Source organism: Alteromonas sp. MB-3u-76 (genome assembly GCF_002831605.1).
GTDB lineage: Bacteria > Pseudomonadota > Gammaproteobacteria > Enterobacterales > Alteromonadaceae > Alteromonas > Alteromonas hispanica.
In genome coordinates, this window is the sequence record NZ_CP025115.1 from 448,037 (window position 1) to 473,129 (window position 25,093).

Annotated in this window: 19 protein-coding genes and 2 pseudogenes; 4 read left to right on the top strand and 17 right to left on the bottom strand. The window is 45.1% G+C overall.

Annotation, left to right across the window (positions count from 1 at the left end):
* Positions 1 to 187: 187 nt before the first annotated feature.
* Genes CW735_RS01900 through pilM form a run of 5 tightly spaced genes read right to left on the bottom strand, consistent with a single transcriptional unit; the run spans position 188 to position 4,731 of the window.
* Complete coding sequence (locus CW735_RS01900; protein WP_100970812.1) at positions 188 to 1,960, bottom strand: type IV pilus secretin PilQ; 1,773 nt, start codon at positions 1,958 to 1,960, stop codon at positions 188 to 190.
* 2 nt (positions 1,961 to 1,962) lie between these two features.
* The gene (locus CW735_RS01905; RefSeq protein ID WP_232368343.1) at positions 1,963 to 2,487 is read right to left on the bottom strand and encodes a pilus assembly protein PilP; all 525 of its coding nucleotides are present in this window, start codon (positions 2,485 to 2,487) and stop codon (positions 1,963 to 1,965) included.
* Complete coding sequence (locus CW735_RS01910; protein ID WP_071978462.1) at positions 2,487 to 3,098, bottom strand: type 4a pilus biogenesis protein PilO; 612 nt, start codon at positions 3,096 to 3,098, stop codon at positions 2,487 to 2,489. The genes CW735_RS01905 and CW735_RS01910 overlap by 1 nt, the downstream gene beginning before the upstream one ends.
* A gap of 2 nt (positions 3,099 to 3,100) precedes the next feature.
* Positions 3,101 to 3,679: a PilN domain-containing protein gene (locus CW735_RS01915; RefSeq protein WP_100970814.1), complete on the bottom strand. Its 579-nt coding sequence runs from the start codon at positions 3,677 to 3,679 to the stop codon at positions 3,101 to 3,103.
* The gene (gene pilM, locus CW735_RS01920) at positions 3,667 to 4,731 is read right to left on the bottom strand and encodes a type IV pilus assembly protein PilM (RefSeq protein ID WP_100970815.1); all 1,065 of its coding nucleotides are present in this window, start codon (positions 4,729 to 4,731) and stop codon (positions 3,667 to 3,669) included. Before pilM ends, CW735_RS01915 begins: the two co-directional genes overlap by 13 nt.
* Positions 4,732 to 4,869: 138 nt before the next feature.
* Here pilM and CW735_RS01925 point away from each other — a divergent pair, with 138 nt between their 5' ends.
* Both CW735_RS01925 and CW735_RS01930 read left to right on the top strand, forming a co-directional pair.
* The gene (locus CW735_RS01925; RefSeq protein WP_100970816.1) at positions 4,870 to 7,530 is read left to right on the top strand and encodes a penicillin-binding protein 1A; all 2,661 of its coding nucleotides are present in this window, start codon (positions 4,870 to 4,872) and stop codon (positions 7,528 to 7,530) included.
* A 77-nt stretch (positions 7,531 to 7,607) separates the two neighbouring features.
* Positions 7,608 to 9,299, top strand: coding sequence for an NAD-dependent malic enzyme (locus CW735_RS01930; protein ID WP_100973151.1), 1,692 nt, complete (start codon positions 7,608 to 7,610; stop codon positions 9,297 to 9,299).
* Between the two features lie 51 nt (positions 9,300 to 9,350).
* Here CW735_RS01930 and CW735_RS01935 read toward each other — a convergent pair.
* From CW735_RS01935 to CW735_RS01945, 3 genes and pseudogenes are all read right to left on the bottom strand, one after another.
* Positions 9,351 to 10,679: pseudogene (locus CW735_RS01935) on the bottom strand (IS4 family transposase).
* Positions 10,680 to 10,765: 86 nt separating this feature from the next.
* The gene (locus CW735_RS01940) at positions 10,766 to 11,191 is read right to left on the bottom strand and encodes a cadherin repeat domain-containing protein (protein ID WP_071978466.1); all 426 of its coding nucleotides are present in this window, start codon (positions 11,189 to 11,191) and stop codon (positions 10,766 to 10,768) included.
* A gap of 573 nt (positions 11,192 to 11,764) precedes the next feature.
* Positions 11,765 to 12,307, bottom strand: a pseudogene (locus CW735_RS01945) (transposase); the annotation flags it as partial.
* Here CW735_RS01945 and CW735_RS19705 point away from each other — a divergent pair.
* Together CW735_RS19705 and CW735_RS20080 are read left to right on the top strand one after the other, a co-directional pair.
* Positions 12,210 to 12,659 (top strand): hypothetical protein, encoded by a 450-nt coding sequence (locus CW735_RS19705; protein ID WP_198521024.1) that lies wholly within the window; start codon positions 12,210 to 12,212, stop codon positions 12,657 to 12,659. The pseudogene CW735_RS01945 and the gene CW735_RS19705 overlap by 98 nt on opposite strands.
* Positions 12,608 to 12,853 (top strand): ATP-binding protein, encoded by a 246-nt coding sequence (locus CW735_RS20080; protein WP_442857502.1) that lies wholly within the window; start codon positions 12,608 to 12,610, stop codon positions 12,851 to 12,853. The genes CW735_RS19705 and CW735_RS20080 overlap by 52 nt, the downstream gene beginning before the upstream one ends.
* Here CW735_RS20080 and mobA read toward each other — a convergent pair.
* The 9 genes from mobA to nirB all read right to left on the bottom strand — a co-directional run bounded on the left by mobA (position 12,744) and on the right by nirB (position 25,052).
* Entirely contained in the window at positions 12,744 to 13,400 is a 657-nt protein-coding gene (mobA, locus tag CW735_RS01960) for a molybdenum cofactor guanylyltransferase (RefSeq protein ID WP_071978469.1), read from the bottom strand. The genes CW735_RS20080 and mobA overlap by 110 nt on opposite strands.
* A gap of 33 nt (positions 13,401 to 13,433) precedes the next feature.
* Positions 13,434 to 14,645 (bottom strand): alginate export family protein, encoded by a 1,212-nt coding sequence (locus CW735_RS01965; protein ID WP_100970819.1) that lies wholly within the window; start codon positions 14,643 to 14,645, stop codon positions 13,434 to 13,436.
* A gap of 91 nt (positions 14,646 to 14,736) precedes the next feature.
* Complete coding sequence (locus tag CW735_RS01970) at positions 14,737 to 15,585, bottom strand: ABC transporter ATP-binding protein (protein ID WP_071978471.1); 849 nt, start codon at positions 15,583 to 15,585, stop codon at positions 14,737 to 14,739.
* 29 nt (positions 15,586 to 15,614) lie between these two features.
* A complete protein-coding gene (locus tag CW735_RS01975) occupies positions 15,615 to 16,532 on the bottom strand; it encodes an ABC transporter permease (protein ID WP_232368412.1) in 918 nt (305 codons plus the stop codon).
* Between the two features lie 107 nt (positions 16,533 to 16,639).
* Entirely contained in the window at positions 16,640 to 18,043 is a 1,404-nt protein-coding gene (locus tag CW735_RS01980; RefSeq protein ID WP_100970821.1) for a CmpA/NrtA family ABC transporter substrate-binding protein, read from the bottom strand.
* 396 nt (positions 18,044 to 18,439) lie between these two features.
* Entirely contained in the window at positions 18,440 to 19,336 is an 897-nt protein-coding gene (cobA, locus tag CW735_RS01985) for a uroporphyrinogen-III C-methyltransferase (protein WP_100970822.1), read from the bottom strand.
* Positions 19,333 to 22,113, bottom strand: coding sequence for a nitrate reductase (locus tag CW735_RS01990; RefSeq protein ID WP_100970823.1), 2,781 nt, complete (start codon positions 22,111 to 22,113; stop codon positions 19,333 to 19,335). The genes cobA and CW735_RS01990 overlap by 4 nt, the downstream gene beginning before the upstream one ends.
* Positions 22,114 to 22,136: 23 nt before the next feature.
* A complete protein-coding gene (nirD, locus tag CW735_RS01995; protein ID WP_100970824.1) occupies positions 22,137 to 22,493 on the bottom strand; it encodes a nitrite reductase small subunit NirD in 357 nt (118 codons plus the stop codon).
* Between the two features lie 9 nt (positions 22,494 to 22,502).
* A complete protein-coding gene (gene nirB / locus CW735_RS02000) occupies positions 22,503 to 25,052 on the bottom strand; it encodes a nitrite reductase large subunit NirB (protein WP_100970825.1) in 2,550 nt (849 codons plus the stop codon).
* Positions 25,053 to 25,093 lie beyond the last annotated feature (41 nt).

Genomic DNA, 25,093 nt, shown 5'->3' on the forward strand with positions numbered 1-25,093 from the left:
AATGTCCAATAAGCACCACTCCTTAAACCTCGTTAATATTTCGAGGCGGCGATTATCTCAGTTTCCGGTAAGGCGTTGCAAGTTTTGTTACCAACAATATGCATATACCTGTAATTTCTTATTAAAAAACGCTGTAAAAGTAAAAAACGTGCAAGGTTATGCACGTTTTTACTAAGAGGGGCGGGGCTTACGGTCTTTCAGTCACTATTTTCGGTGTAACGAAAATTAGCAATTCGCGTTTCTGCTGCAGTGTTGTCGTGTTTCTGAACAAGGCTCCAAGCACTGGCAAGTCGCCAAATAGCGGAACTTTGTTCACACCGTCATTACTGGTTTGCTGAAAAATACCGCCAAGAACAATAGTTTCACCATTTTCTACCAATACTTGAGTTTGGATCTCTTGTGTATCGATAGCTACAGCATCACCAGTAGATGTTGATACAGTCTCGCCTCGCGTATCTTGAGTAACAACAAGATCGAGGATAATTCTATTATCCGGTGTGATATGAGGCGTAACCTTGAGCGATAGCACTGCTTTTTTGAACTCAACCGCTGTAGCACCACTAGACGTCGCCTGCACAAAAGGAATTTCTGTACCTTGCTCAATGTATGCTTCGTGTTGGTTAGCGACGGTAATGCGGGGGCTTGCGATAATTTCCCCTTTATTTTCAGATTCTAGAGCAGACAGCTCTAAATCCAAAATGGTGCCGTCAATAAGGCTAGCAATTTGAAAGCCGATAGTTCCTGCTGCGCTGCTTACAGGTAGATTAACATTGAGTCGGTCATTAATAGTTGGCGCTATACCACCTGCAATAGTATCGGCGCCTTCCAAAGAGCCTGATACGCCATTGTCGTCTTGTCTGTCGCTAAATCCCCAGCGTACACCAAGCTGTTCATCTACGTTATCAAGCACAGTCACCATGCGACTCTCTATTAGTACCTGCTTAACGGGGATATCAAGCACTTCAATCGTTTTTCTCGCTTCGTCAATCGACTCCAGTGTATCTCTGATTAGTAACGTGTTGGTACGTTCATCAACAGTAACACCGCCTCTGTCTGACAAAATACCGCCTTCGGTCGATTTTAAAATAGCCGCCAGTTCTGCTGCTTTCGCATAGTTAATAGCAATATCTACAGTTTGTAGAGGGGCTAAATCTGCCACTTGTTGACGAGACTGAAGGGCTTGGGTTTCCCTTGCTGATAATTCCTCTGCCGGCGCAATAAGTAAAATGTTGCCTTCTAAACGTTTGTCTAGGCCTTTCACCCGCATAATCATATCGAGTGCTTGGTCCCATGGTACGCCAGAAAGGCTTATGGTTACGTTACCAGTAACGGAATCGGTAGTGACCAGGTTGAAGCCGTTAACTTGGGCAATAATTTGTAATACTTGACGAACAGGAACGTCTTGAAAATCGAGTGATATTGGTTCGCCCGTATACTCGGTTTCACTCTCAAGCGCTTCTTGCTGCTCTTTCGCCATAGGTGTTACTTCAATTTGCAGCTGATTCCCTTTTACCGAGTTTTTAACAACAACCGCACCTTCATAATTCACTTCTATGCGAGACGATTTGCCGTCTTCAAAAGTTTCTATGGTGGAAACCACCGTACCAAAGTCTGCGACATCTAGCTCTACAAGCTGGTCTTCACCTAACTTTGTTGCCATTAACGTTACCGACACTTTTCCTTGTGACTCCACTAGCTGTGTTTTAGGCACTTCGCCTTCAAACGTCACCAGAGTAATCGCCGTGTTTTTCGCGTTCTGCGTAAAATCTACATCTGTTACTGTCGTGGTAACAAGTGCTGCATCACTTTTTGATTGCGGGTCAATTAACAGAGTGTCTTGAGCTTTTGACGGGGCAACAAGCAAAGTAAAAGAAAGAAATACGGCAATGGCGCCCGCCAACCAATACCATCTCGGGCCGCTTCGATTGAGTGACTTATTAAAAATATATCGTTCGGCCATGCTTAATCTCCCGCCTGTGATGCTGTAGTCATTGTCGTTGTTTTCCTTTGCCAGCAGCCAGCACCATCTGGTAATAACTGTTCTATAGTAATCGATTCTGCGTCAATTTGCGTAATGCTGCCGTAAAACAGTCCTATTCTGCTGTTTAATTTGGCTTTGTGCAGCGCGCCATCGTTGCTTTTAATTAATGCCCACCTTTCGCCGCCTACAGTAAAACTTCCTGTTAGTGCCAGCGCATCTAAGCCGTATTGTTCTAGCGTCTGTTTTGCGCGCTGAAAATCGGGCTGAAGACAGTTTTCAACCCGAGTTTGACTCACAACTGCCGGCGTACCTTTTGGTTGTTCAAAAGGGCTTCTTAACGATGCAGAACTGTAGGCAAAAGGTGGATGTGTTACAAACTTAGTATAAGGCTCAACACTGGGTTGAGCGCGATTCTTCACACTCTCCGTGTAAGTACGCAAGTCAGTCAATTCGGGTGAGCAGCCTGAGATAATAGCAAAAATAAATAAAGACAAAAGATAACGCATTATTCTTTATCTCCCTCTAGCAGTGAGGGGTTATCAGAGCGATAGGTTCTTGCCTGCAGTTTGAGAGTAAGACCACTTTCATCCCGTGCAATATCAAAATCGTGCAACGTTACTATACGCGGGAGGTCTGCAACCTCAGAAACAAATTCGCCAAAATTGTGATACCCACCGCTGACTTCCATCTCTATCGGCAATTCAGTGTAGAATTCTTTAGGTACCTCTTGCTGCCAATTAAGCAGTCTAAATGTTAGGCCTGCAGACGTGCCGACATACGTAATGTCGTCGAGTAACCCGGGGGTTTCATTACTGGTTGGCAAACTTTTCAGCATAGAGGAAAAGTCTTTTTTGATTTGCTCTAGCTGGGCTTGATAGGCCTCAAGGTTGGCAGCAATTCGATACTTTGCTTCAAATTGAAGCTTGAGTTCATCTTCTTTGAGTTTCGCCGCATCTAGAATAGGAAGCTTAGGGCTGATCAAGAGATAGTAACTTAATGCACCTACCGCTATAGCAACAAACGCAGCGACGACAATTCGTACCTCATTGGGCCAAATTGCAATTTGCTCGAAATCGAGTTCATTGAGTTCTTTTAGTTTAGAGACATCAAATTTCATCGTTATTGGGCCTCATCGTCTGCATTGTTTAGCGGTGCTACATTGGGGGCAATAGCAAAGTTAAGCGTAAAGTCACTTACCGCTCGTGCTGCGCTGCTGTCAGATTTAATCGTTGAGAGTTCGGCGGCCACAAATATGTCCGACTTATCCAAGGCGCGCATAAAATCAGACAGTCTATTGTTAGAATCGCTGGTACCTTCAATCTTTATATTGTTACCAGTGCGAGTCATGGTATTAAAAGCAACACCCGAAGGCACTAGCTTTGCCAGTTCGTCGAATACAATTGGAGCGATATTTCGACTAGCCTGTAGTTGCTCTATTAACGTCATTCTCTGTTCAATGGCGCTTTTGTTTTCTTTCACTTTTTTGATGTCGCCAATTTGTCTGTCGAGGGCGGCAATTTCTTGCTCTAGGTATTGGTTACGAGAGTTCTGATGATTAATTTGTTGATCGATGGCTTGTCCGATGAACCAGAATATCAGACCGACAATGGCTGCTACCGCTAATAAGCCAGCTAAATATTGTTGCTTTTGATGCTGGCGCTGTTTTTCACGCCAGGGCAGTAGGTTTACATGTGCCATGGCGTAAAGCTCCTGCTTGCCAAGCCCGCCGCAATAACTAATTGAGGTGCTACTTTTTGTAACTTGGCGGCGTCTAACTTAGGATTCACCGACATTCCTGCAAACGGATTAAAGCAGGCAACATCTAGCCCAAGGTCTTGATTGAGTATATCGACTAACGGTGTGATGGTGGCAGCCCCCCCAGACAGTAAAATCTTTTTCGGTCTTTCTGCGTGAAGTGTACTCATATACATCTGAAGTGCGCGGTTAATACTTTGTTGAAGATTAGCAGTAAAAATTGGCAGTGTGTCTTCAACCCAATTGCCAGATAATGTGCCATCAAGCAATTGACGCTCGGCAGTTTCACGCTCAATCATGTGAATGGCGCTAATGTCACTGACTAGGTTATTTAAGCCAAAGGAATGCTCTTTGTTGTAAATGACGTTTCCGTCTTTAACCACACACACTTGCAATAGTGATGCGCCGACATTGACACAGCACACGGGCTCATCGTCGGGCGCTGAATGAAAATAGTCTATGGCATTACCGATGGCATAGTTTTCCATATCCACTATTTTGGGCTCGAAGTTAGCTTCTCTTGCCAACAGTAGTCGGCTGTCTACTAAATCTTTATGAGCGGCAGTAAGCAACACGTTTACTTTACCTGTGTGAGTAGTGCTAGGTCCCATCTCTTCAAAGTCTAGGTATACTTCTTCAAGCGGATAGGGGATAAGACTATCTGCTTCAATTTCAATTTGATTCTCTAAATCATAATCGCTTTGCTCTGGGTCCATGTATACCACCTTACTGATTACAGAGGTACCGGCTACAGCTACGTTCGCAAGCTTAATTTTTGTTTTTAATGCCTTTTTCACTTTTTTAAGCGCTACGCTTATTGACTCGTAATCTTTGATGTCGCGTTCTGAAAATGCTGTTTTGCTTATGGATTCACAGGCATAGCCTTGAAGAACAAAGCCTTCTTTGCTTTGCTCTATCCACACCGCTTTTATTTGACGCGTGCCTATATCTAAGCCCACAATGGGTGGCAGCTTTTTTTTCAGTAGCGATTTCATTTATTCGTGCCTAGTTCCAAAGGTAGTTGCTCTAAAGTACAATATTACGCTAAATAATTTATATGTATGGTTCTGTTGATAACACATACGTATAGAATATACGTCATTTCATCATAAATTTCCTTGGTATCCGTTACAGTGAAGTACATTAAACCGTTCATCCTTTTCAGCTTCCTTTCTGGCCTTCTTGGCTTTGCTGCGCTAGTAGGTATTTACTTTTATATCAAACCCGACCTGCCTAGTGTTACTGTCCTTAAGGATGTTCGTCTACAGACACCTATGCAAATCTATACTAAAGATGGAAAACTTATTTCTCAGTATGGAGTTAAACGGCGGATACCGGTAAAACTTGAGGACGTTCCTCAGCAATTGATAGATGCCATTCTGGCCACAGAAGACAGCCGTTTTTACGAACACCACGGTATTGACCCCATTGGTATAGCTCGTGCTGCCGTTAGCCTAATTTTAACAGGCGAAAAACGACAGGGTGCCAGTACACTCACTATGCAGCTTGCACGAGGCTTTTTTCTTTCCCGAGAAAAAACATATATCCGAAAAGTAAAAGAAATTTTTATCGCTCTGCATATGGAGCAAGAGTTATCAAAACAAGAGATCTTGGAGCTTTACCTCAATAAGATTGAGTTGGGTCATCGCTCCTTTGGCTTTGGTGCGGCAGCGCAAGTTTATTACGGCAAACCATTAACCGAGCTGTCTCTTGCTCAAATTGCCACTATTGCTGGCCTACCTAAAGCACCCTCGGTTCTCAACCCCATTAGTGGTCCAGAACGTTCAGTCGAGCGAAGAAGAGTTGTTTTATTGCGCATGCTTGATGAACAATACATCACCAGAGCAGAATTCGATGAAGCTGTTCAGGCACCCGTAACGGCTCGCAAACACGGTGCTGAAATTGAGGTGGATGCTCCCTATTTAGCCGATGTTATTTATACCGAAATGGTAGAAACCTATGGAAAAGAAGAGGCAGAAACAGGGGGGTATCAAGTTTACGCGACGGCTACTTCAGACCTACAGCTAGCAGCGCAAAAAGCGGTAGTACGCAATTTACACGATTATGACGAGCGACACGGTTATAAAGGCGCACTTGGTTACTTATGGGATATTCCGAAACCAGAGTCTAAAGACGATAAAATACCCCAGTTATCGCTGAGCTTTGATGTCAGTAATCGCACGCAGCGAGCGATGTGGGATGACCCGTCGTTGATATCTGTATTAGAAGAAATTCCCTACATAAAACCGCTGATACCATCAGTGGTGAAAGTGGTAAACGAAAAGTCTATTGAGGTACTTTCCGTAGATGGTGAACTACGCACTGTAGAGTGGGATGGACTTGATTGGGCGCGAAAATACATAACGGATTTTAGGCAAGGCAGCGACCCAGAAACAGCTTCTGATGTTACTCGTGAAGGTGCTGTTATTTATATACGCGAGCAAGATGATGCTTGGCGTATCGCTCAAATTCCCGAAGTCAGCGGAGCATTTATTGCGCTTAATCCTGAAAATGGTGCAGTAGAAGCGGTTGTTGGTGGCTACAGTTTTTATCAAAGCCAATTTAATAGAGCCACGCAGGCTAAACGTCAGGTAGGCTCTAATATCAAACCTTTTGTTTACTCGGCAGCTATTGATAATGGCTATACGTTAGCGTCTATCATCAATGATGCACCCATTAACCAATGGAATGCGGCTACTGGTGTGGCCTGGCGCCCACAAAATTCACCGGCTGAATACGATGGCCCCATTCGCATGCGTAAGGCATTGGGTAAGTCGAAAAACGTGGTTTCTGTTAGATTACTGCGTGGTGTGGGGTTGCGTGAAACCGCTAATTATCTAACGCGCTTTGGATTTGATAAAGAAGACATACCATTGGATGAAACAGTATCGCTGGGTTCGAGTTCTCACACACCGTTAGAGGTGGTTCGTGCTATGTCGGTTATCGCCAACGGTGGATACCTTGTTAATCCTCATTTTATTGACAAGGTGCTCGACGAAAGTGGCAATCAACTATGGCAGGCTAACCCCGTGTGGGCCTGTAACCGTTGTGAAAATGAAAGTGATAATGTTAGCGCAGAGTCTATAGATGAGAACGACGTAGAAGCCTTGCTTGCTGCTGAATTTGGAGATGCATTACCAATTACCGGTGAAGCGGATGAAGAGCAAGAGAAAATCATCGCGCCACAGGTAATTACTCCACAGAATGCTTTCTTAGTTGCTGAAATGATGCGCACGGGCGTACGAGCAAACGGCAATTGGAATAAAAAAACATATTGGCTGGGAACTGGTTGGCGAGCGCGGAATATACTTCAGCGAACCGATATCGCAGGTAAAACGGGTACCACTAATGACTCAAGAGATACTTGGTTTAGCGGCTTTCACAAAGATATAGTAGCCACTGCTTGGGTTGGGTTTGACAATATGAGTAGACAGCTTGGTCGTGCAACTCGAAATCAAAACCTAATCAATAAGAACCCTGAAAAATTCAATTGGATTGGTAACGCATTAATAGGCACCGAAGATGGCGCTAAGGCAGCAGGCCCGGCTTGGATAAGATTCATGGAGTACGCTCTAGAAGATAAGCCCTATTCACCGCTTCCTATACCCGAAGATATTGTGCGTGTTCGCATTGATCGTACCAGTGGAAAGTTGACCAATCGCACAGACCATACGACACTATTCGAATATTTCTTGCAAGGAACCGAGCCTACTGTTTACGTTCGAGATGACGAAGTAGTAGATCCGGCCGAGCAAGATGAGAAAACGACGCCAGAGGCAGAAGAAATATTTTAACAAAAGGAAAGGGGTGAAATAACGATCCCTTTCAGGCTTTGGCTATTCACTTGTCTGAACCCACAACCGGAAAAATCATGTCAGAAGATTCACAGCGCTATCTTTATATTCCGCATTCCGGCCCCTCGTTGCTGGAAACGCCCTTGCTCAATAAAGGCAGTGCATTTACTGCACGAGAACGAGCTGCATTTAACTTAACGGGGTTAGTGCCGCCTCGTTACGAGAGTATTGATGAACAAGTAGAGCGCGCTTATATGCAGTACAGTAGCTTCGATGAAGCGCTGAATAAGCACATTTATCTACGCGCTATTCAAGATAATAACGAGACCCTGTTTTACCGCCTTATTCAAAAATATATCGACGAAATGATGCCGCTGATCTACACCCCGACGGTAGGTGATGCATGCGAACAGTTTTCTGATATTTATCGCAGTTCTCGCGGTTTGTTCGTGTCTTATGAAGAGCGCCATCAAATAGATGATATCGTGCGTAATGCCACTAAACGTAAAGTTAAAGTTATCGTAGTCACCGACGGCGAGCGTATCTTAGGTTTGGGTGACCAAGGTATTGGCGGAATGGGCATACCTATTGGAAAACTGTCTCTATATACGGCGTGTGGTGGTATAAGCCCTGCTTATACACTACCGGTAATGCTAGATGTGGGAACCAATAACGAAAAACTGTTGAACGACCCTATGTATATGGGTGCTCGTCACCCCCGTATCGAGCAAAAAGAATACGATGAGTTTGTCGACATGTTCATTCAAGCCGTTAAGCGCCGTTGGCCAGATGTGCTTATTCAATTTGAAGACTTCGCTCAGCCTAATGCAATGCCCCTGCTTAATCGCTACCGCAACGATGTTTGCTGTTTCAATGACGATATACAAGGAACTGCTGCAGTTACGCTGGGGACTATATTAGCGGCGTGCAGAACGAAACAACAAAAACTAAGCGACATGAAAGTTGTGTTTGTTGGGGCTGGCTCAGCAGGTTGTGGTATTGCTGAAATGCTTATTCAACAAATGGTTTTTGAGGGGTTAACCGACGAGCAAGCACGCAAGCAAGTGTTTATGATCGACCGGTTCGGTCTTTTAACTGAGGGTATGGAAGGCTTACGAGACTTCCAAGAAAAGCTGCAGCAAAAACGCGACGATTTGGCCGATTGGACATTTAGCGGTGACTACGCGTCTTTACTTGATGTTATGCACTGTGCCAAGCCCGACGTGCTTATTGGTGTATCTGGGCAACCAGGTTTGTTTACCGAGCAAATAATTCGTGCAATGAAGCAAAACTGCGAGCTGCCAATTATCTTTCCGCTCAGCAATCCATCTAGACAAGTTGAGGCACGTCCTGAGCAGGTTATTGAATGGACTGATGGCGAAGTCATTATCGCTACGGGAAGTCCGTTTAAACCTGTTGAGTATAATGGCAAAGTGTTCCCTATCGCCCAATGCAATAACTCTTATATTTTCCCGGGTATAGGATTAGGTGTTGTGGCGTCTAAAGCAAAGCTGATTAGCGATGAAATGTTGATGGCGGCGAGTAACGCGCTTGCTAAAGCGTCTCCATTAGTCAACACCGGTGAAGGCTCACTACTTCCTTCACTCGTGCAAATTGCAGAATTAAGCCGAGACATCGCCTTTGAGGTTGGTAAAGTTGCCATGCAACAAGGCTTAGCGCTTGAAATGCCTGAAGAGGCACTGCGCGCAAGTATCGAGCGAAACTTTTGGAAGGCCGAGTATCGCCCTTACAAGCGGGTGAGTATTTAACTCTCACGAGTATTTAAATGACGGAAAAGCAGGCGCAGAGCCTAATGCCAGTCAGTTAAGCTGACTGGCATTTTTCTTTTTAGCGGGGTACTTACTCTGTTTGGATTTAACACACCGCGGATATAACCTGTCCTCTCGCCGTGTCGGTAGCTCGTAGTAAGTGAGTTGATTGATAAGATTTTCATACAACACAGGCAGATTCCCTGGGCTTGTAAGGCCTGTTGTAAGAAGAAATGCAACCACTGCGCTTGAGCATCCGCTGAAGCTTAGCTGATTAGGCCAGATGCCTTTGTGTAGTGCAGCTTCAGTCATTGCCACTCGTATCAGGTTATAAGCCAGCAGTAATCCCCATAACTCCTGCTCAACCATATCAGGCCGCTTACTCCGAAGCGTGTATTCACTATTCAGTAGCGTCTGCTTCATCTCTCGATACCCTAATTCAATTTCCCAACGATGGCTGTATAAGTCTACAATCTCGTCACTGGGATAACACATGTCATCGGTAAGAGATGTAAGCATTCGACACTCTTTTCCTTTAATTTTCTTTGTAATTAATCGCGCTTCAAGCTCATTGGGAAGTGTGGGGAATTTCTTTCTCGCTTGAGATGTGGTTGTTAGTTTTACCCGTTTATCTACACGGCTATAGCTCTCTAATACATCAAACTGGAGGTCTTTTCTGGCGGGTATCATCCAGTGTCTTTCTTTTCCAGCGCTTTGCCACTGATGAAGCAATCCTAAGGAATAAAAGCCACGGTCAAACATGGTCAGTGAAAGATTAGGCGTATCGCTAATCAGCTGCTCTGCTAGCACCATCTCATTCGATTTGTATTTATCAAACGCACTGCTGATGAGTTGGTGGCTTGTCAGCTCCATCTGGCAGACCATGCGAATCTGAGGAAAGGCTGTATCACCATATTGTGTGCTACCAGAGCAATATTTTTCACGGTTCTCTGCGGTATCTGACGTTCGCCAAACGACACCATCGACACCAAGTAAATTCAAGCCGTTCCATGCTTCGAATTTATTCTGTTGATACCAATGTTTCGCCATCTATTTAAAAGACTGTTTAACGGCCTCAGTTCCCAAGCGCTGTCGCGCCTGAACCATAGCGCTTGGCGCTACGAGCGGTGCCTTACCGGGCAATGCAATATCCATCTTAGTAGCAATATTCTACACTGATTCTTGCCTAAAAAGACTCATTCCCATGACACACCACATCACCGACTCAAGCGGTGAGCGACGCTTTCCAACGGTTGCCACACCTGCTTCAACAAAGGCCTCGTCGATAATTGAAGAGTCTAAGAAAGTTGAGAGTTTTTCAAATGAGTGAAACTGGGTACTGGCATTGAAAGCAGTATCTAACGCTGTCTTGATATCCATAAATCCGATGGCGAATGCTCATCGGATTTTTACATCTATAAAAGATCGGTCAACCGATCGCTAAAATATTTCTTAACTGATCGGCATTAGCCATTTGGGTCGTGTCTCGTTACTTCAATATCTAAACACTGCGAGTCGGAGGAAGAGGATGGGTCTGTCGCTGTGACATCAATAACGTAGAAATTGCTTCCATCGCTGGCTCTGGGGAAGTCAACGTCAGGCGTAAAAACAAATGTTATATCACCAGTATTTTCGTCAATTGCAAATGATGAAGCGTCTTCTCCAGATATAGAATATGACAGGCTATCACCATCAGCATCTGATGCTGTTACGGTATATACGCTTCCAGAGAGTGTTTGCGGAAAAAACGCTTCTACGGATGAGGTTAGCACCGGAGGTCGGTTTGTTACGCTTTGAGAAGGTGGATCATCGCTGACACTTCCTCCTCCACAACTAATCAAAAACAGTGAGAGCCAAAAAAACGAAATGCAATTGAAATCTTTAATATTCATAGGGATTCTCGTCAGCAGTCATAAATAAATTACGACGCAAATTACAAATGGTTCAGAGCAATGCTGAAACTCTATGAGTGAGTAAAACGATTAAAAATTTGGATGGTCATCTCTCTGCTAATGAGTTCAAAATTTTAATGTCTGGTTTTGCCCCATCAGAAGACCGTCAATACTTAATTTTGTATTGGTAAATGGGTATTGAATTCTCATCCAGTTTTGCAAACGCATGACCGCTTGTGGATGTCACCTGCCCGTCAAAAACGCCTCCAATCTGCCCTCCATTCTGATTCACGTTGATGTCCCCGTCTGGGGTAGATGGATGATAATCTCCTGTGGACGAAACCGCGGGATGTTACTTCGGTGGTGGAGCTTTTGGGGACTTCGATGACTGAGGTGAGTCTGCCGTAGAAGATGAGCGTCTTGATCACCTGTTTCCAGTTATACTTTGTTTCTATTCGCATCTATTTTCACGTTTCCACTCAGTTTGTTTGCTTCATTTTAATCCTTGTCATGTGTTTTAGCTGGTTTCAAGTACAGCGCTACCCTCGTCAGTTATGGCGATTTTTTTTCGCATCAGCAACCCCTAATTCGATGTAGGGGAGCTCTTGGTAAGAAAGCCGGAAGTGTGAGCGCCGATACCGTCATCGGTGATTGACAGTGCCTGCACACGAAGGGGGTTGCGTCGGCCTTCGATTCGTTAACCGCTTCTTTAGTTTCTTGCTGCGGCGCTAAGTGCAACGTTTGTCTGGCATAGACTACCCATTTCATGAATTGTTGCCGTTTACACCACGTCGTAAAGTGCGCTGCGTGTTCGAAGCCAATAGCGCTAGCTAACTTCCCGAAGCATAATAACGGCCCAGCCGCATATAACTCTGCTACACCTTGCATGTACAATCGGCGGAACAAACGTGATAACACTCTGACCGGCAAGAAGAAGCCTTTTTTGCAGCCTTTCCATTGCTTAGCGTTATCAAAGCCACCACCAGGAAAAATGCAGTGCACATGCGGATGATGCGTCATGGCTGAGCCCTACGTGTACAGTACCATGGTGGTGCCAATCTCAGCGCCCAGATGTCGCTTGTCACCGGCAATGGTCAACAACGTGCGAGGCTTTGCTCACCCTTCAGATTCAACACAAAATAGAATGTCTGTTCAATCTGCCATTAACTTAGCTATTTCTCTGGTTAATAACGAGTTAAAACATAATGCTGCCTTACATTACGAACCCGGTGACGATTGCTATGTAAACGGTAACTTAACAGAGCTCAGTCAAGTATTTGTTAATCTACTTGTAAACGCGGTAAAGGCCATTGAAGAAAACGGTGTGATTGATATTGATATAGAAGAAACGAGTAACACTATACAGGTAAGAGTAAAGACAACGGCTGCGGAATTCCCGCTAAAAATATCGACAAGCTGTTTAAACCGTTTTTCACGACAAAAGAAATTGGCACCGGTACCGGGCTAAGCCTTGCAATAAGCCACGGTATTATTGAGAGCTATAACGGCAAAATAAGCATTGAAAGTCAGGTGGGCGAAGGCACTTGCTTTACTATTGCGCTGCCCAAGGTTCATTTGTACGTATTAGCACTTCAGCTAATTCCGCTGGACTGTTTATATTGGCAAATTCTTTTTCATCGCCTCTGTATTTTGCGGCGCTAGCACCAACAGCATTGATAACATTGCGTACCGACGGTGAAGGCTTTTGCATGACTAGCTCACTCAGTGTATTTGAGTTGCTAGCCGATATTGGTATCACTAAAGGTAAGTAATATTGCTCATAAAAATAAGCGCATTGATGTTGTTGTGATAGTTGGATGAGCGTAGTCAGGTTTTTGGGCTGTAAAAAAGGCATATCGACGGGAATGAATAAAGCATATTCCTCTACAGCTTGGCTTTGCGTCAAATAGTCCTCGCTTTCAAGGCAATGCGAATATGAGTGCGTTACTAACTCACAAATAGCCCGACCAGGCCCTAAACCTGTTGTATTTTCATGAACATCAGCAAAGCGACCACCCACTACAATATGGCGGTGTACCTGCGTGTGGTTCATTACGTCGCGTGCGGTTTGCAGCATACTGCGCCCCGCAACGGTGACCGTTGCCTTGTCTTGGCCCATGCGCGAGGAACGTCCGCCAGCCAGAATAAAGCCAAGGCAACGTTGCAACGGCGTTTTTGTATAAGGTTGAATACTTAAATCATCTAGCATGGGCGTTACCCTAGTAGACTTAGATTTTGGCGATTAAAACTTCGTTGAAACCCACACCCATACTCGCTCGGTATCAACACTGAAATCTTGCGCTGAATAATTTGCATATTTGACACCTAAATTGAACTTTTCAGCCACTTTAGTTGTGTACAAAAAGTTTATTTCATTACCAAAATCATCAATGGCAATGGCTGCCTCATCGGCGTCGAATTGATGGTAAATCGCAGTCCATTTACCTCCTGCAAACCTCGTTGAAATTGTGGCAGAAAAATCTTTCAGACCCTGAGTTGGCGTATTCAAAAATTGATCAGACCAACCATTGAATTTATGCAATGTGGATAAGGGAGTAGCAAAACCGTAGTTGCCGTCGTCAGAGCCAAGTACCTCGTACCCTAATTTCGCCGTAATGCCAGATACAACAGCACCGCCCTCAAGCAACGTGTACGTAGCATCGAAATCTGTAGTGTCGGTTTGCGCGCTTTGCGTTGCCACCTCTGCGGTATAAAGCCATTTAATAGTATCTGTTTTATAAGCACCCGCAAAACGCAGGCCGTAAGTATCAAGGGCGTTCTCAACATCGTTATCTATTTCGAGTAAATACGCATAGGCCGTTAATTTACCTATATTGTTGCTATAACTTACATTTAGAAAATGGTCCTTTGAATCAAAATCTGCGGCTTCTGCAAAAATACGATTGCGCTGATTAACATAAGCATAAAAGGCGTTGATGTTATCGCTCACTTTATAATTTACAGATATCCCATCAAAGGTTTGACGGTCTTGACGCCATGCAACGCTGCCAATAAAGCGGTGAGTGTCTAGTGCGATAACTTGCCGCCCTGCCTTTACCTTTATATTGTCGCTTCTGTATTGAATATAGGCTTGATCAAGCTCAGTCGTTTCGGGGTCTGCAATCACAGAATACTCACCAACATTATAACCTGTTGGCCCCACGGTATAGTCACCTTGGCCCAGCACTATTCTGCTGTCTTCCATTTCTACTTTAAATGAAAAGCCGTTGTACTCACCCGATTCAATACCGGCAAATGTACGTAATGTTAATGCATTTGCATCACGCAAGGCGTTGTCTTGAGAGGCACCTTCGTATCGTAAATATAGGTCTGCGCTTGCTTTAATGTCTGATAGCGCGTCGTACCATTCTGCTGCGTGGGCAATGGGGGTTAGTGCCGCTGTTAAACTGAATGCGATTATCGTCTTATTGATCATTTTTGCTGCAGTTTTCATAGTGAGTTCCTAAATTTTGTGTGTGAGAACCTGACCCGGACTCAAAGAGTCGAGCTAATTTATTGTTTTTATTGTCGATTGTATTTAAGTGCTATGCAGCGTCGCTATCTTTTGACGCGTTCTTTTGCTTTGTTTTTTTATAGTTTGAAACTGGCTCAACTTTTTTTTGCTTTTCGTACAAAAAGGTAAGCACCTCATGCCGGTAATGGTTGTATTCTGGGTTATCCGCCAGTACTAAACGGTCTCGAGGGCGAGGTAGATTGACCTCAAGAACTTCACCAATAGTGGCCGATGGCCCATTTGTCATCATTACGATGCGATCAGACAGCAACACCGCCTCATCCACATCATGTGTGATCATAATAACCGTGTTACCAAGTTCGGCGTGGATATCCATCAATGAGTCTTGTAAATGCGCGCGGGTAAGTGCATCTAACGCGCCAAAAGGCTCGTCCATCAGCAATACTTTTGGTTCCATGGCTAGGGCACGAGCAATACCTACCCGTTGCTTCATACCGCCCGAAATCTCTGACGGCAGCTTATCAAGTGCATGGGTCATATGAACGAGTTCAAGGTTATGCAAAATCCAATCGCGAATATCCTTTTTCGATTTACTTTTCTGCGTTTGTTTAACCGCGAGTTCCACGTTTTTATACACAGATAGCCACGGCAGTAGCGAATGATTTTGAAACACGACAGCACGTTCTGGACCGGGCTCTTTTACCTCGCATCCATCTAAAATAACACCACCATTTGTAGCCTGATGTAGGCCTGCAACAATATTTAATACTGTCGACTTACCGCAGCCTGAATGACCAATTAGCGAAATAAATTCACCCTTCTTTATTTTCAGATTTACGTCGGTAAGGGCGGTAAAAGGCCCTTTGGGCGTGGGGAAATCAATACCCACTTGTGATAGCTCTAAATGTTTGTTTTGCATAATTTATTCCTCTTGTAAGCGTTGCTCAATTATCGCAACACCGAGTTTTTATCCCAGCTTGCGAAGCGCTGAACAGCTAACATCAAACGATCGAGCATGAAGCCAATAATACCGATGGTAATAACTGCCACCATAATTCTTGCTAACGACTCAGAGCTACCATTTTGAAATTCATCCCACACAAACTTACCTAACCCCGGGTTTTGAGCCAGCATTTCAGCAGCGATAAGCACCATCCAGCCGATGCCTAGGGACAAACGCAGGCCTGTGAATATCATCGGAATAGACGCCGGCAACACAATTTTTTGTACATGCCTTAAAGGCGTTAATCGCAATACTTTACTCACGTTAACTAGGTCTGAATCGATATTGGATACACCTACCGCCGTATTGACCAACGTTGGCCATAAGCAGCACAAAGACACAGTGACTGCCGAGGTGATAAACGATTTTGAAAACATGGGGTCGTTGCTGACATAAAGGGCACTAACTACCATCGTTACCAACGGCAGCCAGGCCAAGGGAGAAACAGGTTTGAATATTTGAATGAGCGGATTCATCGCAGCATAAGCAGACTTACTGAGTCCGCACAAAATACCTGCCGGCACTGCTATTACGCTAGCAATAAAAAAGCCCACCATGACCGTGTACAAGCTAGTCAAAATTTGATCAAAAAAGGTTGGAGCACCGGTAAACTCGCGAATTTTAGGCACATAGCTTTCGTCTTGCGCCAAACGCTTCGCATTTCGTACCTCTTGGCGTTCATAGAAGGCTTCGGCTTTTTCTCGCTGCGCGTTGTGCTCGCTAACAAGCACAATACTCTGTTCCCATACCTGTGCAGGCCCTGGAAATTGCCCTAACGACGTATCAATAGATTTTGAAACACCATTCCAAACGGCTAAAAATAACAGTATACCGACCAATGGCATGAGCAATTTAGGTAGCATTGAAACAAGTTGAGTTATCTTGCTTTTGCCGTCTAGCTGGCCAATTTGGCTTATTGCCTGTACCGATTTACTCATGGTTGTGCCTCTTTGTGTATAGGTCAACACGGTTAAAGTACCGTGTCACCTTTAAGTCCAATTGAAAATTGCTCGAGATATCCATTTGGCTTCGTTCCATCAAACGTCACATTATCGATAAATTCAGTTTGCGGCGGTTTAAAACCAGTCTCAGAGGCAAAGTCGGGAAAGTCTGACGCTTTTGCTAAGCCATCCTTGATAAGCGTTTTTGCAGCCCTGGTGTAGATATCAGGTCGGTAGACATTTTTGGCCGTCTCTAAATACCAGTTATCAGATTTAGGCTCAGAAATTTGGCCCCAGCGACGCATTTGTGTGAGATACCAGATAGCATCGCTATAGTAGGGATACGTAGCGTTATGACGGAAAAATACGTTGAAGTCGGGTATGTCTCGCTTATCGCCTTTTTCATATTCGAAAGTGCCGGTCATACTGTTGGCGATAACTTCTTCGTCGGCACCTACATAGCTACTTTTCGCAAGCATTTTTACGGCTTCCGGCCTGTTGGCGTTATTATTGGCATCAAGCCACATAGCAGCACGGATCATCGCCTTTACCACGCGAATGTGAGTGTTTGGGTTTTCTTCTGCCCACTGACTGCTTACACCGAATACTTTTTCTGGGTTGTTTTTCCAGATTTCATAGTCGGTGATCACCGGCACACCGATGTCTTTAAATACCGCCTGCTGATTCCATGGTTCGCCCACGCAGTACCCATTAATTGTGCCAGCTTCCATTGTGGCAGGCATCTGAGGTGGTGGTGTTACAGATAGAAGTGCTTGGGCATCGATTTGACCTGAGGTATCTCCTTTATGCGGTGCGTAATAACCGGGATGAATTCCTCCTGCCGCTAACCAATAACGAAGTTCGTAATTATGCGTAGAAACCGGAAAAACCATACCCATTTTAAAAGGTTTGCCCGCTTCTTTATAACTGTCTACAACGGGTTTTAGGTAATCAGCTTTAATAGGGTGAACTGGCTTTCCATCTTCATGAGGAATCGCCTTTTTCATATCAGCCCACACATCGTTCGACACAGTAATGCCGTTGCCGTTTAAGTCCATGCTAAAAGCAGTGACAATATGAGACTGCGTACCATAACCAATAGTGGCGCCTAGTGGTTGCCCGGCTAACATATGCGCGCCATCAAGCTGACCATCTATTACTCTGTCTAACAGGACCTTCCAGTTTGCTTGCGCTTCCAATGTGACATACAGCCCTTCGTCTTCGAAGTATCCTTTCTCGTAAGCTACTGCCAGTGGTGCCATATCAGTCAGCTTAATAAATCCGAATTTAAGCTCTTCTTTTTCTGGCCATCCAAGTTCTTGCGCGTTCACAGTAGTAACCGATACCAACAGCGATACTGAAAATAATGCAGCTACTAAAGAGAGTGCACCGGCTGGTTTTCTGCGTTTTCTATTTACAATAATTGATAACATTTACTTTCCTTTAGCCAAAAAAAAACCTACCCGCTATGGATAACCGTGTTATCAATAGCGGGTAGGCTTCGTTGCCGAATGTTTCGTTACTAAGATGAAGTAACAAAACACTAAATTTTGTTTAAAAGCTTGCCCTAATAAAAAACAAGCATTATGGCGGAGCTTTCTGTGTGTGCGAAAAGTGAATTAAACACTTTTAATAACACCACCTACTTTATACTATTCACGTTTAGTGCCAAAAATATAAAGCTTTACTTTTCAATATCTTAGATTGTACACCTCTTTTTACACTCATTGGTTTGACTGAATTTAGTGCATTTGCTGCACAATAATCATCCGTTGCTTTTCTTTTCTTTTCTTTAAGGCAGTTCATTCAACTTTCAGCTAAAGATGTCTCTACTGACTTATTGTGCTCTCGTTCATTAGTTCTGCCGACACCGCTTGTCGCGCTGTTACCACCTCACCAATAATAACGAGTGCAGGACCGGCGACTACCGCATCAAGAACCCGTTGATAAATAGTTGTTATTGTCCCCGTTACCACCTGCTGCTCAGGGCAACATGCATTTTCTATTACCGCAACAGGTAACCCACTATCAATACCTTCGTCGATAAGCTTTTCAGAAAGTTGCTGCAACCGTTTAAGCCCCATGTAAATAACGGTTGTTTCATGTTTTGCACTGTTAGCAATAGCGGTCCAATCGGCCTGCTTTTCTGGGTTTTGAAATTGCGCAGTCATAAATTTGACCGACTGGGCAAACCGTCTATCGGTAAGGGGAATACCCGTATAGGCAGAAGCGCCCGAGGCGGCCGTGATCCCAGGCACAATGGCAAACTTTATGCCTGCATTGTGAAGCGCCATTGTTTCTTCACTAGTACGCGCAAAAATAGCAGGGTCGCCCCCTTTTAGTCTTACCACCCGCTTGCCTTCAAGGCCTAGTTCAACCAAGCGCTGACAAATCATAGTTTGTGGCATGCTGTGTTTACCGCACCGCTTACCCACAAACTCTTTACTTATATGCCGTGGTATACAGTCTAATACTGACTGGCTAACCAACCAATCAAACAGTACCACATCAGCAGTTTGTAAAAGACGGTGCGCTTTAAGGGTTAAAAGCTCGGCGTCACCGGGGCCGGCACCAACGATAAACACCTCGCCCCTGTGTTTTCTATTGCTTTGTGTAGCAGAAGGCGTAGAAGTATCAAAGCCCGTATCGCGATTGATAAATGCGCTTTGCATACGAAATAAGGCACTATGCAAAGCACCAGAGAAAGCATGTAATCGAGCGTTCATAAAAGGGTTTCCTTTGTCACCGACGTATTTGCCGATGTGTCATCATTGTTCGGTTTAGGTAATGTACTGGCTTTGTGATTAGCAGAAAGTAATGAAGCCAACTCCGTTTTACATGAACCGCAGTTAGTTCCACATTTAAGTGCAGTACCTAACCCGCTTACACTGTTGGTGCCCTGTTCAATCGCTGTAGTAATGGTTTTTTCGCGCACGCTGAAGCAACTGCACACAATCTTACCTAACATAAAAGCTTCGTCGGGTTGCTGATGCAATAGGCTGTTTATTTGAGCCTGCGTTAGCGCATCATCACTATTGAACATACTTTCTAGCCAATCGGTAGGAATAGACAGTGAAGATGTATTGAGCATGATACTCAACACCACTTTTCCTTTGTGTGTGGCGACTAATGAGCATTGATTTGCACATTGAAAGGTATACCACTGGGTATTGTGTGGTAACAGCGGTACAACATTATTTAACAGCTGCATTGGGGGAACTATGTCGGCGATTTGGGTGCACGATATACTGCCCGAGGTAGTATCAAGCCAGTAATAGCATGACGTTTTTATAACATCGATGAGCGCGCTTTCGCCAAACAAAACTCCCAATGTGGCGGCATCAAAAGGGGTAGCGCTGACCGCGCCGTGTTTCAACTCAGGCTGGCCCGATAACGCATCGTTTGCCCCGTTAAGAAGCGCACCCACTTTGCAATGCGATCCCCATGTAGCCGACCAATGAAAAGGGGCAAACAGCTCGCCCTTTCGCTGCCTGTCGTCAAGTTTAGCAGGCAATATAACCTTGATATCACCACTGCAAGCCGCGTGGAGCGCTACTAGCGAACCATCGCTAATACCTTTTCGTTTTGCGTCATCTGGATGAATGCTAAGCCAGGGTCGATCGATATGTTTAAGCAAACGCGACGCGCTGCCAGTGCGCGTCATGGTATGCCACTGATCGCGCACTCGCCCTGTATTAAGAATATAAGGGTACTGCGTGCAGGTTTGTTGTTCAGGCTTTTGAGGCGTTATAGCTATAAAACGGGCTTTACCGTCTTTGGTGTAATACTCACCATTTGCAAATAATCGTTCACGGCCTATGCGATGTGCAGATTCAAGAGGCCATTGCTGGGGCCGTAATGCGTCATACTCAGCTACCGTTAGCGTAGCTAGTGGACCTAAATCAAGCGCACGAGCGCCATTGTTATTTGCAGAGGTTAGCGCGCAGTGCTCATTAAATATTTGCTGAGGATGATGATAATTAAAGGCATCTTCAAACCCCATAGCGCGCGCCACCATGCTGATGATTTGCCAGTCGTGTTTTGCCTCGCCAATAGGGGCTAGCAAACCGCGCTGCCTGGAGATGCGTCGCTCAGAATTAGTTACGGTGCCGTTTTTCTCTGACCACCCCGTGGCGGGCAATACAATATCAGCGAAGCGCAGCGTATCATTTTTAGCCGCAGTCTCAGACACAATCACTAATTCGCAATGGGTCAGCGCCTTTTCTACTAAAGCTCTGTTTGGCATGCTTGCAACGGGATTAGTTGCCATTATCCACAAGCATTTAAGCTTGCCATCGGCAGCAGCCTGAAACATATCGACGGCTTTTAAACCCGGTTTGGTAATTAAATTTGGCGCCTGCCAAAACGTACTTACTGTTTGGTGATGCTCAGGGTCTTCAATATCCATATGCGCCGCTAGCATAGTCGATAAACCACCTACTTCTCGCCCGCCCATAGCGTTGGGTTGGCCGGTAATTGAAAACGGACCACACCCCTCTCGGCCTATTTTCCCGCTGGCTAAGTGGCAGTTTATAATAGCGTTTCCTTTATCAACACCAGTGGTAGACTGATTAATTCCCATCGAAAAGAAGCTAATGACGCGCGGTAATTCAACAAACCAATTGTACAGAGTATTTAAATAATCTTGTGGCACATCGCAAGCTTCAGATACGGCTTCCAGAGACCAGGATGACGCTGCTTTTAGTGCATCATCAAACCCATTTGTAGATGCCTCAATAAATGGGTTATCTAAGGCGTTATTGTCTGCTAAGAAATTAAGCAAACCGCAAAATAAGGCACTGTCTGAGCCTGGTCGAAGGGCTATATGTAAGTCTGCTAGCGTGTTGCTGTCGGTGCGACGAGGGTCGATAATTACCACCTTCATTGCAGGGTTTCTAAGTTTAGCGCGCTCAATACGCTGATAAAGCACGGGGTGAGTCCACGCCGCATTACTGCCTATCAAAATCAGTAAGTCAGTGTGCTCTAAATCGTCGTAGTTACAGGGCACAATATCTTCGCCAAAGGCGCGCTTATAGGCCACTACCGCCGATGACATACACAATCTCGAATTCGTATCGATATTAGCCGTGCCAATAAAGCCTTTCATCAACTTATTGGCCACGTAGTAATCTTCTGTCAGTAACTGACCCGAACCATATAATCCAATAGCATCAGGCCCATGCTGCTCAATAATTTGTGTTAAACGCCCAGCAATCTCCTTAGTTGCCGTGTCCCAAGTCGCTACTTGACCAAAAACAAGAGGTTGAGTTAAGCGCTTATGCTTATCAAGGGTTTCTAATAAGTGGGTGCCTTTAATACACAGTCGACCGTAATTTGCAGGGTGTTCAGGACTTCCCGTAAGTTGGCTTAACTGCCCTTGCATGCCGCCACGCTGAATAACATCGACGCCACAACCAACGCCACAGTACGGACACGTAGTTTGCAGCAACCTGTCGTCTTGACAAGTGTGGTTGGGTGGCGTTGGTGTAGGTGTTGTAGTCATAATCAATCTGATTGGTTAATGTGCTATAACGATGCGACTAAAACACGGTTTTGATCTACCCGTATTTCATATGGTTGTATGCTGACATCTTCCCGTTCTAGGCATTGTCCCGTGGCAAGCACGTAATGCTCTTTGTAAAGCGGTGATGCCACTACAATATTGCCTTGTAAAGTGCCCACAATACCGCGATACAAGACATTAGCTTGCCCAATCGGATCCCAATTGCTAACACCAAAATACTGAGTATTCCCTTCTACCTGAATTTTAAAAAGAGCGATTTGCTTGCCCTCAAGCAGTACACACACACCACTATTTGTGACAAGATCGTCGGTATGACACACATCGCTCCACGTTGTTAATACCTTAGCCTGAGCCTGCATAAACTTCTCCTAAATGATATCTACTGGAATGGCTTGGTGACCTGCGTATTTTTCGGCGCTGGTGGCAGGACGAATTTGATCTCTTTCGGTAACAAACTGAATGTTTGAGTCGGTTTCGTCGCTGTTTACAAACTGACGGAACCGTTTAAGCGCCTCAGGCGATTCAATAGTCGTTTTCCATTCGCACTGATAGCTGTCGGTAATATGTTGCATTTGAGCCTCAAGGTCGTCACAAATACCAAGCGAATCGTCGATAACCACCGACTTGAGGTAGTCCAACCCACCTTCAAGGTTCTCCATCCACACCGAGGTGCGCTGAAGCCGATCGGCAGTTTTTGTGTAAAACATCAGCACGCGGTCGATGTATTTCACCAGTGTTGCGTCATCTAAATCGGTGGCGAATAGGTCGGCATGGCGTGGCTTCATGCCACCATTACCACAAACGTAAAGGTTCCAACCGTTTTCCGTTGCAATTATGCCAATGTCTTTCCCTTGAGCCTCTGCGCATTCACGTGTACATCCCGATACTCCAAATTTAATTTTATGCGGTGCACGTAGCCCCTTATAGCGGTTTTCTAAATCAATAGCTTGGCCAACTGAGTCTTGCACACCAAACCTACACCACGTGCTGCCCACACAAGATTTAACTGTACGTAACGACTTCGCATAGGCATGTCCGGTCTCAAAACCACCGGCCACTAACTTTTGCCAAATTGCAGGGAGTTGCTCTACGCGTGCGCCAAATAAGTCAACGCGCTGACCGCCCGTAATTTTGGTGTAAAGGTTGTATTCTTTTGCAACTTCGCCCAATAAAATGAGCTTATCTGGAGTAATTTCACCGCCTGCAACCCGCGGCACAACAGAGTAAGTACCGTCTTTTTGCATGTTGCCCAAATACGTATCGTTAGTGTCTTGAAGTGGCTGGTGCGCCTGACGAAGAATATAATCGTTCCATACCGACGCAAATATCGATGCTGCGGCTGGTTTACAAATTTCGCAACCCAACCCTTTACCATGCTTATCAAGCAGCTCGTCAAACGTCTCAATATTTTCTACTTGAATAAGGTGATAGAGCTCTTGGCGAGTGTGATTGAAATGTTCGCAAATGGCTTTAGATACTTCTACGCCCCGTTTCTCTAGTTCGGCATCGACAACGTTTTGCAGTAATGCCGAACACCCTCCACAGCCTGTACTCGCTTTTGTGCACGACTTTATATCGCCTAGAGAGCTACTGCCGCTTTCGATAGCCTCGACAATATCGCCTTTAGATACGTTGTGACATGAACAAATAGTGGCGCTATCGCCAAGGGCATCGGCCCCTAACAAGGGCTTTTCCCCTGAGGAAGGCAATATCAGTGCCTCTGGCGCGTCGGGCAGCGCAATGTTGTTTAGGGCATATTGCAACAAAGTATCGTAATCGCTGGTATCGCCGATGAGCACCGCACCTATTACTTGGGTTTTGGTTTCATCTACAACAAGCTTTTTGTACACGCCTGCAGGTTGGTCGTGGTAGGTGTATACCAACGCCCCTGGGGTTTTGCCGTGAGCATCGCCAATAGACCCCACTTCAACACCCATTAGCTTGAGCTTGGTGCTCATATCCGCACCTGCAAATTCGCCCTCACTGTTGGTAAGACTTGCAACGGCGGCGCGAGCCATGGCGTACCCTGGCGCTACTAAGCCGTAAATACGATTTTCCCACAATGCGCATTCACCAATCGCGTACACGTTAGGATCGGAGGTTATACATTGATTATCGATAACGATACCGCCGCGCTCACCTACTACTAAATCAAATTCGCGGGCTAGCTGATCACTAGGTCGTATACCGGCAGAAAATAACACCATATCGGTTTCAAGGTGTGAACCATCAGAAAATTTCATTCGGTAGCGGCATTGCTCGCCGGCCTCGATAACTTCCGTGGCTTTTTGTGTATGTACTTGTACGCCGAGCGCTTCAATTTTATCTTTAAGCAGTGCCCCTCCCATTGCATCAAGCTGCACCGCCATTAACTGTGGTGCAAATTCAACCACATGTGTTTCTAGACCTGCTGATTTAAGCGCGTTTGCTGCTTCAAGCCCAAGTAAACCACCGCCCACAACAACGCCTATTTTACTTTGTGCTGCAGAGGCACTGATAGATTCAAGATCTTCAATGGTGCGATACACCAAACAATGTTCCTGCTCGTTGCCGGGAATAGGGGGCACAAAAGGGTAAGAACCTGTCGCCAGCACGAGTTTATCGTAGGGGTATGAAGTACCGTCTTTAGTTGTCACGACTTGATGGGTACGATCAATATTAGTTACCCACGCACCGGTAACTGCATTTACACCCCACTGCTGATACGTTTTTTCGTCGGTAAGCGCTAAATCGGCTGCAGTTTTACCCGTAAAGTACGACGATAGATAAACGCGGTCGTAAGCTAAACGGCCCTCTCCACTTAACACGGTAATATGATAGTCAGCTTTGCTGTTAATAAGTTGCTCAACAAAGTGATGGCCAACCATACCGTTGCCAATTATCACTATGCGTTGTTGCTGCTGTGAGGAAAGCGTCATCTCGTTCACCTTTATTTAAAGCAAAAAAAGCCCGCAACCAT